The organism is Bacteroides finegoldii DSM 17565, from assembly GCF_000156195.1.
Classification (GTDB): domain Bacteria; phylum Bacteroidota; class Bacteroidia; order Bacteroidales; family Bacteroidaceae; genus Bacteroides; species Bacteroides finegoldii.
This window is the reverse complement of sequence record NZ_GG688328.1, coordinates 134,875-149,718: the sequence shown is the minus strand read 5'-3', so window position 1 is coordinate 149,718 and position 14,844 is coordinate 134,875. Positions and strand designations below refer to the sequence as shown.

Here is a 14,844-nt window from a genome sequence, read left to right as displayed (position 1 = left end):
ATCGTTATGAGAGCAATGATATTTGCGGCCGGTTTGGGAAGTCGGTTGAAACCGCTGACGGATACTATGCCTAAAGCTCTTGTTCCCGTAGCCGGGCGTCCCATGCTGGAGCACGTTATTTTAAAGCTGAAAGCATTCGGCTTTACCGAAATTGTAATTAATATTCATCATTTTGGCGAGCAAATACTTGAATTCCTGAAAGTGAATGACAATTTTGGACTTACTATCCACATTTCCGATGAACGTGATGTGCTACTTGATACAGGGGGAGGAATTCGGAAAGCCAGTTCTTTTTTTGAGAACTCCGATGAGCCTTTTCTTGTACACAATGTAGACATTCTTTCAAATGTGGATCTGAAAGAACTTTATGATTATCATTTGCAGACTGATGGTTTGGCTACTTTATTGGTAAGCCAACGTAAAACTTCACGTTATCTGCTTCTCGATGCGGAGAAGAGACTTTGCGGATGGATAAACAAAGATACAGGTCAAGTGAAACCCGAAGGTCTTCACTATGAACAATCATTATTCCAAGAATATGCGTTCAGTGGCATTCATGTACTTTCACCTGCTATATTCCAATTAATGGAAGTTCCCCTGTGGGAAGGAAAGTTCTCTATTATGGATTTTTATCTCTTCACTTGTCGACAAACGAACTTCTTTGGTTATCCGGTGGAAAATCTGCAACTTATTGATATTGGTAAACCGGAAACACTTGCTAAGGCAGAGGAGTTTATAAGGTCTCTCGGCAAGTAATATTGTTCGCTGGGACGAATAACATGAGCCTGGTTAATTTAGTTTTTGTATTTGTTTGGGATTCCAACATATTTCTTTTACCTTTGTTATAATGAAAACAGAAATAGAAAAAGGAGGCGAACAAAATGGCAAGTAATTATATTCGTTTCGATTGGACGATGAAACGCTTATTGCGTAATAAAGCTAATTTTGCCGTACTAGAAGGTTTTTTGACTACCCTTTTAGGGGAATCAATCCTTATTCAGAAATTATTGGAGAGTGAAAGTAATTAAGAAGATGAGTACGATAAATATAATCGTGTGGATTTACTTGCTAAAAATTCTAAAGGTGAGCTTATTTTAATAGAAGTTCAAAACAATAATGAATATGCTTATTTCCAACGTACGTTATTTGGAACATCTAAGTTGGTTCCGAATACATAAATCGTGGAGAAGGTTACGACAAAGTTCGTAAGGTGTATAGCGTTAATATCGTTTATTTCTCTTTAGGTAGCGGTAAAGATGTTGTATATCATGGTAAAACGGAATTTCGCGGAATTCATCAGGGGGATGTTTTAGAACTGATTTCATTCCAAAAACAAACTTTCAAAGTGGATACTGTCAGCCAACTTTATCCGGAATATTATATATTGAAAGTGAATGATTTCAATCAAGTAGCAAGAAGTCCGCTTGAAAAATGGATTTACTATCTGAATACAGGAGATATTTCCGATAACGCTACTGCACCGGGATTGAACGAGACACGCCAGCGATTAAATTTGGATCGGATGACAAAGGAAGAACTCAATGCTTATTATAGACATTTGGATAATATTGTTATTTTGAGAGATAATATATTTACAGAACGTGCGGAAGGACGTGCAGAGGGACGTGCCGAAGGGGAAAGAAATAAGCAAATTGAGATTGCGCGTAATTTAAAGAAGGCAGGGGTTTCAATAGATGTTATTTTACAATCTTCGGGATTGACAGTAGATGAAATAGAGAAGTTATAAAAGTATTACTAAAAGTAGAAATAAAAAAAGAAAAGGCGGGAATGCTCAAAAAGGGTATTTTTGCCTTTCCTATTTTGTTTTATATGCATATCCAAAAATGTCTAAACAACTCGTATTATCCGATGAAATGGACGATTTTAGACAAAATTGGAAGAATCGTAGCTAAAATAGGACACATACAATCTTGAATCTTCTATACATTTGTAGCGGAGAATGACGATAGGAAGTCATTCCTATTATTAAAAGGTAATCTTAATTATTAAACTTATGAGAAGCAAATTCCTATTTTTTTGTCTCTTCCTCTTTGGAATGTTGACAGCTTGTAAAGACACAAAATGGGTGGATGTTCCAGCTGGCACTCCTCCTGAAGGTTCAGTTGTTGGAAAACCGGGTGATAACGAAGAACCGGATGAACCGGACCAAACAGAAAAATCATTTATTAATTGTTCTTATATACGTGGTGATTTTTTTGAGATAAATCGAATTTCCGGAGCAAGTATGGGTGCTTGTAATGATTTGATTTATCTGACAGCTCGTCCTTATGCTGACGGTGATTTGACATTTGATCTGCCGGTGAATGACGCAGAACTTACAGGAGCATCATATATGTCTTCTTATGAAGGTCGTAATGGAGTGGTGAAATTTGATGGTGCCGGGAAAATGAATGGTGGAGATGGTTTACTTCATTCCCCGGATGGGGCTTACAAGAAGTTTACATTTGGTACTTATCTATATATAACTGAATGGGTAGATGGTGCTTATTTATTTAATAAGGTAAACAATAACTCTACCATTATATCTTTCCAACTTGGTGCAACTGAAGGAATTTTAAGATTTACTATTGGAAATTCTACGACAACTGTTGTCAATGATAATTTAAAGTCTGGTGCTTGGCATTATGTAGCGATAACTTATAGTGGAGGAAAGGCTAAATTATATGTAGACACTAATAATATTCCTACAGAATTTACAGGTTCTCTTCCTGCTGAAATTCCTAATACTCGTGCAGATTTCTTTCTTGGAGAGAAACTCAAAGGATATTTGGATGAGACATTCGTTAGCAGTTTGGAAGTAGGTACGTTGGGTAGGAATCCTATCTCTTTTGATACTGATATTTGGAATAATACAAAAACACTTGCTTATTGGAAATATGATGATTCTGCACAGCTCGGAAAAGATTCTCATACTTGGGTCATTCGTTTGGAACAAATACGTGCCACATTAAATGGACAAGTAGGAGACCGAAAACTACGTTTGGGTATCGCTGGTGGTGAATGGTTGAAGATGGTTAGTAATGAAACTGCACGCACTAACTTTGCTAATAATGTTAAGAATGTTTTGGATAAGTATAATATGGATGGGGTCGATCTTGACTTTGAATGGGCTTATTCCCCTAGTGAATTAACTAATTACAGCAAGGCCATAGTAAAACTGCGCGGCGTATTAGGAAAAAATGTGTTTTTTACGGTTTCTTTGCATCCGGTTTCTTATAAGATAACTTCTGAAGCAATTGCTGCTGTTGATTTTATCTCTTTCCAATGCTATGGACCTCAGGCGGCTCTTTTTTCTTTCGAACGTTTCAAATCAGACGGTCAAACTGCTGTTGAATATGGAATTCCTCAAAATAAATTGGTGATGGGAGTACCTTTTTATGGAACTACTGGAACAGCCGGTGAACAAGTTGCTTATTGTGATCTGATAAATAAAGGTAATCTTACTAACACTTCTGTGGATGAATGGATGTATAATGGAAAGAACTATACATTCAATAGTCAGAATACAATTCGCCAAAAAACACAGTATGTGTGTGAGAATGGTTTCGGTGGAATAATGAGTTGGGATTTGGCTACGGACGTAGATGTGACAAATGATAAGTCTTTGTTGAAAGTTGTGAAAGAAGAGTTTGATTACTATGCTAATCCTGCCGTAGAATAACAGTATAATCTAAATTAGTAAATATAATATTATGGAAAAAAAGAAGTTCGTGAAAAAACAGGGACGGGTTGTTCTTTTTCTGATACTCCTGTTATTGTTTCCTCTTGGTGCATTAGCACAACAAAAGATGATAAAAGGACAGGTCGTGGATGATAGTGGTGAGGCGATTATTGGTGCAACGGTCATGGTAAAAGGCAACACTGGAGGAACGATTACTGATATTGACGGTAATTTTTCAATTCAGGGAAAAGTTGGAAGTATACTTTCTATTACATACGTTGGATACGCTTCGATGCAAGTAAAGGTTACTAAATTGGAAGGAAATAAATATGTGATGAAAGAAGATGCCAAAGTATTGGATGAAGTGGTAGTTGTGGGTATGGATACACAAAAAAGAAATACGATTACAGCAGCTGTTGCTACGTTGAAAGATGATGCCATTGTCAATCGTCCTGTTACAGATGTCACAAGTGCCTTGCAGGGTAATATTGCAGGCTTAAATTTTGCTACGGACGCAGTGGGAGGTGGTGTCGGTGGTGAAACCGGTGCAGATATTAAATTTAGTATTCGTGGTATTGGTTCTATCAATGGTGGAGAGCCATACGTATTGGTAGATGGAGTAGAGCAGAGTATGCAGAATGTGAATCCTGCCGATATTGCTAGTATCAGTGTTTTGAAAGATGCTTCCGCTTCTGCTGTATATGGTGCACGTGCAGCTTATGGAGTAGTATTGGTTACCACAAAAAGTGGTAAAAAGGAGAGGGCTAGTGTCACCTATCGTGGAACAGTTGGTTTCAGTTCACCTATTAATATGCCAAAGATGATGAACTCGTTGGAATACGCTATGTATAATAATCAGCAATATGATAATGGTGGAGCGTCTTCCGGTTTACAGAGAATTCCGGATAAAACTATTGAAAAAATTAAAGGTTTTATGCAGAATCCTTATTCAGCAGAATTTCCGGGTATTGAGGCTAATACTTCCGGTGATGATTGGGCAGGAGCCTATTATAATCAGTATGGCAATACTGATTGGTTTGATTATTATTTTAAAGATAAGTCTATCCGTCATTCTCATAACTTAAGTGTACAGGGTGGTTCTGACAAGGTAAACTACTATATTGGTATGGGATATACTTATCAAGAGGGTTTGCTGGATCAAGTGCAGGATGATTTGAGTAAGTACAATTTGAATACCAAATTACAGATGAAGACCAATAATTGGTTACGATTTAATTTGAATAATAATATTACTTTGCAGATGATTAAACGTCCGATGGCGAATCAGACGATTCTATATAATAAGATTGGTAGCCATCGTCCTACTCAGGTTACTCAGTTGCCTGTTGATTCAGAATACAATTTGCCGAGCTGGAATGAAATGTTATATTTGAAAAATTCTCATTATCAGAGGAACCGTATTTCAGATGCATTGTCACTTTCTGCAACAGTAACTCCATTGGAGGGATGGGATATCACCGGAGAAATGAAAATCCGTTTTGATATAGAAAATAACGATCTGATAATGGAAAATAACCAGAAGTATGAAACTCCTGTGGGTACTTTTAAACCGGGTGATGCTACTAATCAAAGACAAGGATTTGCTTATCCTGGTATTAGCTGGAAGAATATGTATTTCGGATCTTATACTCGTGGGAGTATGTTCAATTATTACTTATCACCTAATGTTTCGAGTTCATATACTCATCAATGGGGAGATCACTTCTTCAAGGCAATGGCAGGCTACCAAATGGAATTAAAAGAAGATTCACAGGAATATATGTACAAAGATGGTATGCTGAGTAATGATATTTACTCATTTGACAACGCCAGTGGAAATGTAATAGCAGGTGAAGCCCGTTCACATTGGTCCACTATGGGATTTTATGCCCGTTTGAATTGGAACTACAATAATATTTATTTTTTGGAGTTCAGTGGACGTTATGATGGTTCTTCCCGTTTTGCTGCGGGGCATCGTTGGGGATTCTTCCCATCATTCTCTGCCGGTTATGATATTGCTCGCACGCCTTATTTCCAAAAAATGGCACTGCCTGTATCTCAGTTGAAGGTACGTGTTTCTTATGGTCGTTTAGGAAACCAAAATGGAGCGGGCTTATATGATTATATCGCTCAGATGCCCTTAGATGCACAGGGTACTAATGCTTGGTTATTACCGGGTATCTCTTCTTCCACAGCTTCCAAAGGTACGATTGCACAAACTCCGAAAATGATTAGTCCTTATATTACTTGGGAGAAAGTGGATAATGCTAACTTAGGTTTTGATTTGATGTTGTTTAAGAACCGTTTGTCAATTACTGCTGATTTATATCAACGTACAACACGTGACATGATTGGTCCGGCAGAATCAATACCAAGTATCAGTGGTATCGCTTCGGAAGATCGTGCAAAAGTGAATAATGCAACTTTGCGTAATCGTGGATGGGAACTTTCTGTCAGTTGGAATGATAAATTGAAATGTGGTTTCAGTTATGGAGTTGGTTTCAACGTTTTTAACTATAAGGCTGTAGTGACCAAATACAATAATCCGGAAGGTATTATTTATAATAACCATACAGGATTGGCTGCTAATAAAGGTTATTATGAAGGTATGGATCTCGGTGAAATTTGGGGATATCGTGCTGATGATCTCTTTTTGTCGAATCGTGAAATTGATGATTATCTGAGAAAAGTTGATCTGACAGCGTTCAAATCAAATGATCTTTGGCGTCGTGGTGACTTGAAATATATAGATACTAATGGTGACGGTAGAGTAGATGGTGGTAAAGGTACTTTGTCAGACCACGGAGATCTGCAGGTTATTGGAAATACTACTCCTAAATATTCTTTCGGTATTAATTTGAATCTTGGATATAAGGGTTTCGAAGTATCTACCTTGTTACAAGGTGTGGCAAAAAGAGATTTCCCGATTGCTGGAAGTAACTATATGTTTGGTGGAAATAACTATAACTTTAAAGAACATCTTGATTATTTCAGTACAGAGAACCCAAATGGATATTTGCCTCGTTTGACTGGTTGGAAAGATGATAAGGATTTTTTAGTGAATACTGGATACAATACGACACGTTATTTGTTAAATGCTGCTTATATGCGTATGAAAAATTTAACAGTGGCTTATACATTTAATAAAAAACAGTTGAAACATATTGGTATCAGCAATCTAAAAGTGTATGTAACTTGCGACAACTTGTTTACTATAACAAAGTTGCCGAAACAGTTTGATCCTGAAACACTGAACCAGGTAAATATGTCGGCGGGTGGTGATGCTAAGAATACGGCTCCGGGTTTAACTTCTCCGATGAAGCAAAATGGTAATGGTATGGTATATCCGATGAACCGTAACTTCGTGTTCGGACTTGATTTTACATTTTAATTAGATAATGATGATGAAAAAATTATATATATTATTTGCGGTAGGGGCAAGTGTTATGATGTCGGCGTGTTCCGATTTTCTAGATAGAGAACCCATGACAACCCCCAATAGTGAAACATTCTTGTCCAATGCAAGTGCAGTGAACAATTATATTAATGGTTTGTATATAGCACTTCCTTCTTTTGGTACTTATGACATGGGAGTCCGTGGAGAAGAAAAGAATAGTGACAATATCGTGGCGGAGGTTTATGATAAACGTCTTAATGGAGAGCTGTTGGAGACAGGAGGAGGTACTGCCGAATGGCAGAACGGATACCAAAATCTACGTAATGTAAATTATTTTTTTGAATATTATAAAGTTCCAGAAGCAGAGGAAACAAAGGATGTGCTGTCACTGAAAGGGGAAGCTTATTTTTTCCGTGCTTATTGGCATTTTTACTTACTAACTAGATTTGGTAGTATTCCTGTAATGGATAAATTTTGGGATGGAAACGCTACAGTTGCAGGTTTGCAAATTCCCCCACGCGATCGTTCGGCAGTGGCACAGTTTATTATTGATGATTTGAAGACGGCTAAGAATTTGCTTTATTCACGTAGTCAGTATAAAGGCTTGAGGATTTGCAAAGAAGCTGCTATCATCATGGCCATGAGAGTGGCGCTTTATGAGGGTACATGGGAAAAGTATCATAAGGGAACAGATTTTGCAGCCGCAGAGGATAAATCTACAGATCTTTTAGGACAAGTGTTGACACTAGGTGACGAATTGTTTGCTATGGGACTTTCTTTAAATACAAAAGATAATGATAAGAAATTTGTATCTAAAGAAGATGCTTATGCACACTTGTTTAATTCGAAAGATTTGTCGGATATGACAGAGGTCGTTTTTTGGAAAAAGTATTCGATAGCAGATGGAGTGACTCATAATTTGAGTAGTAACTTAGGTGCTGGTTATGTGGACAACAGTGGAGCGGCTGGTTTAGCTCAATCATTGATTGATAATTATCTGAATGCTGATGGAAGCTTTATTGATCCTAACGATGAAATTTATAAGGATTTCAATCTTACATTTAAAGAACGTGATGCTCGTTTGTTAGCGACAGTTATGCATTCAGGCTGTAAATTTAAGTCTACATCTCCTGAGTCTAAGTCAAAAGCTATGTTTGTGGATGAATATTCGGATGAAAATAAACAGAAAGTTCGTCCTCCTTATCTAACAGAAAGTGGTCCGGCACGTAATGCAACTGGTTATCATATTCGCATGAGTATTGATACAACTTATGTCAGTGGCCAGGGTGAGACCTCACTTCCGATAATTCGTTATGCAGAAGCTTTGTTAGCTTATGCGGAAGCTGCAGAAGAATTAGATAAATGTGATCCAAATGTATTGGAAAGGACATTGAAACCTTTGCGTGAACGTGCGGGAGTGACCTATACTGCTCCTGCTGAAATTGATCCTAATTTTACCGATTTTGGTTATCCAATCTCTGCCAAATTGCAGGAAATTCGTAGGGAAAGACGGTCGGAACTAGCTTTACAAGGATTCCGTTTGGATGACTTGATGCGTTGGAGAGCTCACAAATTGATTCAGGGAAAACGTGGAACAGGGGCATATTTTGGAGCAGATGGTGTGTTATATAAAGCATTTGATCCTAAAACAGCTGTAGATTTGAAAACTATTTTAACTACGGATGGTTGGCTTGATCCACAGAAAGAGGTTCTTCCACGAGGCTATCAGTTTGATTCTAACCGTGATTATCTGCTGCCAATTCCTCCGAGTGAATTGTCACTGAATCACGAATTGGAACAAAATCCGGGATGGCAGAGGAAATAAGAGAATAGAACAATATTTATTGATGATAATTAGATAAATAAAGATATGAAGAACATATTATATAGAATGCTTCCAATATGCTTGTTTACTATAGGTTTGACAGGTTGTGAAGATGAAACAAAATATCGTCCTTTGCCGGAAGCAGTGCCGTTGACTATGAGCATTAATGAAAAGGCATTTGTGATGGGAGAAAATCTGAAAGTAAATATCAATGTGGATGCTGATGCAGATGGGAATGAGATGGTAGCTAACGAGGACTTTGATATTTACTTTACGGCTAAAGCTGGTACTGAAGATGTATCGGGTGTATTTGAACCATTTAGCGGTATTGTTACGTTTCCAAAAGGTGAAAAACAAATTCAGGTGGATTTTCCAGTGAAGAAATCCGGATTGACGGGGAGTACTGCGATGGAGTTTGTTGCTTTCGCGCGTGGTTATAAAATGGCAAATTCGAGTCAAGCAATTAAAGTATCCGATTATTATCGGATATCAATGTCATTAGAGAATAACACGGAGAATGTGGTGACTGAAGGTGGAAAGTTTGTATTGGTTGCTAAAATTGATAAACCAAGTTCTGTTCCTCTTGAAATAACAGTTACTCCAAAAGAAGGGGAAGAAGACTTGTATGAGAACTTACCTCCTACTTTAACGATTCCTGCCGGAAGAACTTCGGTAAAAAGTGCCGCTGTTACTATTAAACAGGATTATGAAATGACAGGAGATTTACAGTTAGTATTGAATTTACAAAGTAATTCTCCTATAAATCCGATGACAGAATCTATACTGACTATTACAATGACTGATTTGGAATCTATAGCTGATCCTAATTTGTATGATATAACAAAAGTATATGAGAATCCAAACATTATGTTTATTTCTTATGATGATGATTGGTTTACTGGACAAGAAACTGTTAAGATCACAGAAGGTATGGCACATCCAAATGCGGAATTAGGTAACCAGTGGAAGTTTGATTATGCTATTGAGTTCCATAATAATGCAATATCTGGGGATTATTTAAAATTAGGTAATGCAACAGATGCTAATAGACAGCCTGTATTGAATATTAATTGGACAAAATATGCTCAGGTTACAAATGAAGGAGAACTGAATATATGTGTTGGTGTAGAAGGTACTAACTATGGGACGGCGGCAATACATTGCTGTAAGTCTTTAGCTCAAATGTGGGCTCAGAATGTTACTCGCATCTATCCAGGTATGCGTATTGAAGTGAAAGTCCGCTTAGGAGGCAATAGGACTGGATTTGTACCAATGATAGAAGTGAAAAACCCATCGACAGCTACTACGAGTAAAGAGGCTAAACAATCAATATGTATCCTTAAGAATGTTTCTGGAACTGCAATCACACAGTCTGTTAGGGGAGAAACAATTAGTGATGTGAAAAGTGTTGTAACAGCTATTCCTAAAGTAGAAGATTATAATATCTATTGGATGGAATTAGTAGATGAAAATACAATAAAATTAGGTATTAATGGTTCTACTACTTTAGAAGTATCAAAAGATATGCTAAATTCATGGCCTTTTACAAAAGCCTCAACAGGTACTTCAGTGGGAGCGAAGGGACTTTATTTAATAATGCGATGGGATTTATTTGGAGAAAGCAATACTATTTCTCCTGACCTTCCTGCGGGCTGGGATACGGAGCTAAAATCAATTGATCCTACAAAATATGCAACCGAAGGTCCGAGAATGATTATAGACTGGATTCGTTTCTATGTCAATGATAATTATAAACGTGAATCTAACGAGCTGGTAAATAGGGACTATAAGGAAACGATTCCTGGAAAGTATTATCCTTTCTACTAATATTTTTCAAACCATCTTTAATAACTTAAGATCAATCTTATACTGTAAAATTGTTGTAGGTGAGTGATACATTTTCGGTATATGGACTACATTGAAAAATATTGGATTTTAATTGATGATTTGTGGAAGTGAAGATAGGGATCCCTCCCTATCTTTGCTTTCTCAATCTAACACAAATTTATTATGGAAAATCTGCAATCAAACTTATTCTATTCTTTAGCGGGAGTAGCTACCCTTGCTTCTTTTGCTTCATGCACCGGTAAACAAAAGCCTGCTGAACAGCCTCCCCTGAACATTGTCTATATCATGACAGACGACCATACGGCTCAGATGATGAGCTGTTATGATACTCGCTATATGGAAACACCGAATCTTGACCGTATTGCTGCCGATGGCGTCCGTTTTACTCAAAGTTTTGTAGCCAATTCGTTAAGTGGTCCCAGCCGTGCCTGTATGATAACGGGTAAACATAGCTGTGCCAATAAATTCTATGATAATACGACTTGTGTTTTCGATAGTTCCCAACAAACCTTTCCAAAACTTTTGCAGAAAGCCGGTTATCAGACTGCATTGGTAGGAAAATGGCATTTGGAGAGTTTGCCGTCAGGATTTGATTATTGGGAAATCGTTCCGGGACAAGGAGATTATTATAATCCGGATTTCATCACACAAAAAAATGATACGATTCAGAAACATGGATATATCACCAATCTTATAACGGACAATGCCATTGATTGGATGGAACACAAGCGAAACCCGGAGAAACCTTTCTGCTTGTTGATTCATCACAAGGCTATTCATCGTAATTGGATGGCGGATACTTGTAATCTGGCTTTGTACGAAGATAAAACTTTCCCATTGCCGGATAATTTCTTTGACGACTATGAAGGACGTCCTGCAGCGGCTGCTCAGGAAATGAGTGTCGTGAAAGATATGGATATGATCTACGACCTTAAAATGTTGCGGTCGGATAAAAATTCACGCCTGAAATCTCTTTATGAGAAATTTTTGGGACGGATGGACGAGGGACAACGTGCCGCATGGGATAAATTCTATGCTCCGATTATAGAAGATTTCTATAAGCAAAATCTGCAAGGAAAGGAACTTGCCAACTGGAAATTCCAGCGTTATATGCGTGATTATATGAAAACTGTGAAATCTCTTGATGATAATGTAGGTCGTGTGCTCGACTATCTGAAAGAAAAAGGACTGTTGGATAATACTCTTGTTGTCTATACCTCCGACCAGGGATTCTATATGGGCGAACATGGCTGGTTCGATAAGCGCTTTATGTATGAAGAGTCCATGCGTACTCCTTTGATAATGCGTCTACCGAAAGGATTCGATCGTAGAGGAGATATTACTGAAATGGTACAGAACATAGATTATGCACCGACTTTCCTCGAATTGGCAGGAGTGGAGATACCATCGGATATTCAAGGAGTTTCGTTGGTTCCTTTATTGAAAGGAAAACAGCCGGAAAACTGGAGAAAAGCCCTTTATTATCATTTCTATGAATATCCGGCAGAACACATGGTAAAACGCCATTATGGAGTGCGTACAGAACGTTATAAACTGATTCATTTTTACAATGACATTAATTGGTGGGAACTGTATGACATGAAGACGGATCCGAGCGAAATGCACAACCTTTACGGACAACCTGAATATGAATCCGTAGTGAACGAACTGAAAGAAGAATTGCAAAAGTTGCAAGAACAATACAATGATCCTGTTCGCTTTTCACCGGACAGAGACAAAGAATAAATAAAATACATCAGCATGATTAAATATATCTTTATCTTATTGATAGGTTTTTTACTACCAGTTACGACGGGATGTACTGATACTAACTTGACACATGACATACCCTTGGTTCCACGTCCGGCACATTTGGTGCCGGGCAGTGGCAACTATCTCTTCTCAGACAAAACTGTATTTGTGGTGGAGAATGAGGAACAGGCGGCTGTGGCAGCCAGTCTTATTTCCCGATTTACCAATGCAGCCGGTTTTACTCCCAAGTTGGTTGTGGGCGCTACGGAAAAGGGGGATGTTCGGTTTGTAACGGATGCTTCTTTAAAGAGCGAAGCATATTCATTGGAAGTTTCTCCAGAGGAAATTATCGTTAAGGCTTCCGGTGATAAGGGATTCTTTTATGCTTTGCAAACTATCCGGCAATTACTTCCCGCATCTATCGAAAGAGAAAGTCTGTCGGATAAAAAAGAGAAGTGGAGCATTCCTGTCATGAATGTTCAGGATGAACCCCGTTTTGAGTACCGTGCCTTGTTACTGGATGCATCACGTTTTTTTATTCCTAAAGAGAACGTTTTGCGTATCATTGACTGTATGTCGATGTTGAAGATAAATAAACTGCATTTCCATCTGACAGATGACAACGGCTGGCGCATAGAAATAAAGAAGTATCCTCGTTTGACTGAGGTTGGCGCATGGAGAGTGGATCGTATGGACGTTCCGTTTCCGGCCCGACGTAATCCGAAATCCGGAGAACCGACTCCGATAGGAGGTTTCTATTCGCAAAAAGATATAAAGGAAATGGTAGCTTATGCGGCCGAACGCCAGATCGAGATTGTGCCGGAGATAGATATGCCTGCCCATAGCAACGCTGCATTGACGGCTTATCCGAAATTGGCTTGTCCGGTAGTGAAGGACTATATCGGTGTATTGCCCGGTTTGGGAGGACGAAACTCAGAAATCATCTTTTGTGCCGGAAATGACAGTGTTTTCACTTTTTTGCAGAATGTGATGGATGAGATTATGGAGTTATTCCCTTCCCGTTATATCCATATCGGAGGCGATGAAGCTCAAAAGACACATTGGAAAAAATGTCCGTTGTGTCAGACTCGTATGAAGAAAGAAGGCTTGGCTAATGAAGAAGACCTTCAAGGCTATTTTATGCAGCGGATAAGTGACTATGTACGTAGTAAAGGTCGTGAAGTGATTGGTTGGGATGAACTGACTAACAGTAGTTTCTTGCCGGAAGGCTCTATTATTCTTGGTTGGCAGGGATATGGCAAGGCTGCACTGAAAGCTGCGGAAAAGGGACACCGTTTCATTATGACTCCGGCACGTATCATGTATCTGATTCGTTATCAAGGGCCGCAATGGTTCGAACCTTTGACATATTTCGGCAATAATACATTGAAAGATGTATATGACTATGAACCGGTACAAAAAGACTGGAAACCGGAATATGCTTCATTGCTGATGGGGGTACAAGGTTCTATGTGGACGGAATTCTGCAATAAACCGGAAGATGTGGATTATCTTTTGTTCCCTCGTCTGGTAGCGGTGGCGGAAGTAGCGTGGACACAACCGGAAAAGAAAGATTGGGCTTCGTTCCTGCAAGCTATGGACCGGTATAACGGGCATATTGCAGAAAAAGGTATTGTCTATGCCCGTTCGATGTACAATATTCAGCATAAAGTAACACCGGAAAATGGTGGGTTGAAGTTAAATCTGGAATGTATTCGTCCCGATGTAGAGATTCGCTATACTATTGATGGCAGTGAACCTGTGGCAAATTCTTCTGTGTATTCAGACTCACTGATTGTAACAGGGACTCAACTCATTAAATGTGCTACCTTTGCAGAAGGTGTGCAGATGGGAAAGACGCTTGTATTGCCGATTACGTGGAACAAAGCGACTGCTAAGACGATACTTGGAAATAAACAGAATGAGATGCTTATGCTCAATGGTGTTCGTGGAAGCCTGAAACAGACTGACTTTGAATGGTGCTGTTGGGACAAGAACGACCTTATTTCTTTTACCATAGATTTGCAGCAGAAGGAAAAAATGAATACTTTTACAATCGGTTGTATCACGAACTATGGTATGGGCGTACATAAACCGAAATCAATACGTATAGCTGTATCAGACGATAATAAATCTTATCGTGACGTAACCGGATTGAACTACACTCCTGAAGAAATATTCCGTGAAGGCACCTATATTGAAGACCTTTCTATGGATATGAAAGGAACGGAGGCAAGGTATATTCGTGTAACGGTGAATGGAGCGGGGGAATGTCCTGCCGACCATGTTCGTCCGGGACAGGAATCGAGAGTATATTTTGATGAGATCATTATTGAATAG

7 protein-coding genes and 1 pseudogene are annotated in these 14,844 nt (G+C 38.6%); all 8 read left to right on the top strand.

Annotation, left to right across the window (positions count from 1 at the left end; genetic code table 11):
- Positions 1 to 6 precede the first annotated feature (6 nt).
- The 8 genes and pseudogenes from BACFIN_RS05285 (at position 7) to BACFIN_RS05315 (ending at position 14,844) form a co-directional block, all read left to right on the top strand.
- Complete coding sequence (locus tag BACFIN_RS05285; RefSeq protein WP_007756170.1) at positions 7 to 756, top strand: nucleotidyltransferase family protein; 750 nt, start codon at positions 7 to 9, stop codon at positions 754 to 756.
- Positions 757 to 847: 91 nt separating this feature from the next.
- A pseudogene (locus BACFIN_RS20940) lies at positions 848 to 1,747 on the top strand (Rpn family recombination-promoting nuclease/putative transposase).
- A 267-nt stretch (positions 1,748 to 2,014) separates the two neighbouring features.
- On the top strand, positions 2,015 to 3,682 hold the full coding sequence (locus BACFIN_RS05290) for a glycosyl hydrolase family 18 protein (protein ID WP_007756158.1): 1,668 nt from the start codon (positions 2,015 to 2,017) through the stop codon (positions 3,680 to 3,682).
- A 31-nt stretch (positions 3,683 to 3,713) separates the two neighbouring features.
- Positions 3,714 to 7,073, top strand: coding sequence for a SusC/RagA family TonB-linked outer membrane protein (locus BACFIN_RS05295; protein WP_007756155.1), 3,360 nt, complete (start codon positions 3,714 to 3,716; stop codon positions 7,071 to 7,073).
- Positions 7,074 to 7,086: 13 nt separating this feature from the next.
- Positions 7,087 to 8,904 (top strand): RagB/SusD family nutrient uptake outer membrane protein, encoded by a 1,818-nt coding sequence (locus BACFIN_RS05300; protein WP_032839828.1) that lies wholly within the window; start codon positions 7,087 to 7,089, stop codon positions 8,902 to 8,904.
- A 45-nt stretch (positions 8,905 to 8,949) separates the two neighbouring features.
- Positions 8,950 to 10,731, top strand: coding sequence for a DUF5006 domain-containing protein (locus tag BACFIN_RS05305; protein WP_007756147.1), 1,782 nt, complete (start codon positions 8,950 to 8,952; stop codon positions 10,729 to 10,731).
- 183 nt (positions 10,732 to 10,914) lie between these two features.
- Positions 10,915 to 12,498 (top strand): sulfatase family protein, encoded by a 1,584-nt coding sequence (locus BACFIN_RS05310; protein WP_007756144.1) that lies wholly within the window; start codon positions 10,915 to 10,917, stop codon positions 12,496 to 12,498.
- Between the two features lie 15 nt (positions 12,499 to 12,513).
- Entirely contained in the window at positions 12,514 to 14,844 is a 2,331-nt protein-coding gene (locus tag BACFIN_RS05315; RefSeq protein ID WP_007756142.1) for a glycoside hydrolase family 20 protein, read from the top strand.

Excerpts from the sequence above, each read along its gene's own strand:
- BACFIN_RS05285 (WP_007756170.1), top strand. The coding sequence starts at position 7 with ATGAGAGCAATGATATTTGCGGCCGGTTTGGGAAGTCGGTTGAAACCG.
- BACFIN_RS05290 (WP_007756158.1), top strand. The coding sequence starts at position 2,015 with ATGAGAAGCAAATTCCTATTTTTTTGTCTCTTCCTCTTTGGAATGTTG.
- BACFIN_RS05295 (WP_007756155.1), top strand. The coding sequence starts at position 3,714 with ATGGAAAAAAAGAAGTTCGTGAAAAAACAGGGACGGGTTGTTCTTTTT.
- BACFIN_RS05300 (WP_032839828.1), top strand. The coding sequence starts at position 7,087 with ATGAAAAAATTATATATATTATTTGCGGTAGGGGCAAGTGTTATGATG.
- BACFIN_RS05305 (WP_007756147.1), top strand. The coding sequence starts at position 8,950 with ATGAAGAACATATTATATAGAATGCTTCCAATATGCTTGTTTACTATA.
- BACFIN_RS05310 (WP_007756144.1), top strand. The coding sequence starts at position 10,915 with ATGGAAAATCTGCAATCAAACTTATTCTATTCTTTAGCGGGAGTAGCT.
- BACFIN_RS05315 (WP_007756142.1), top strand. The coding sequence starts at position 12,514 with ATGATTAAATATATCTTTATCTTATTGATAGGTTTTTTACTACCAGTT.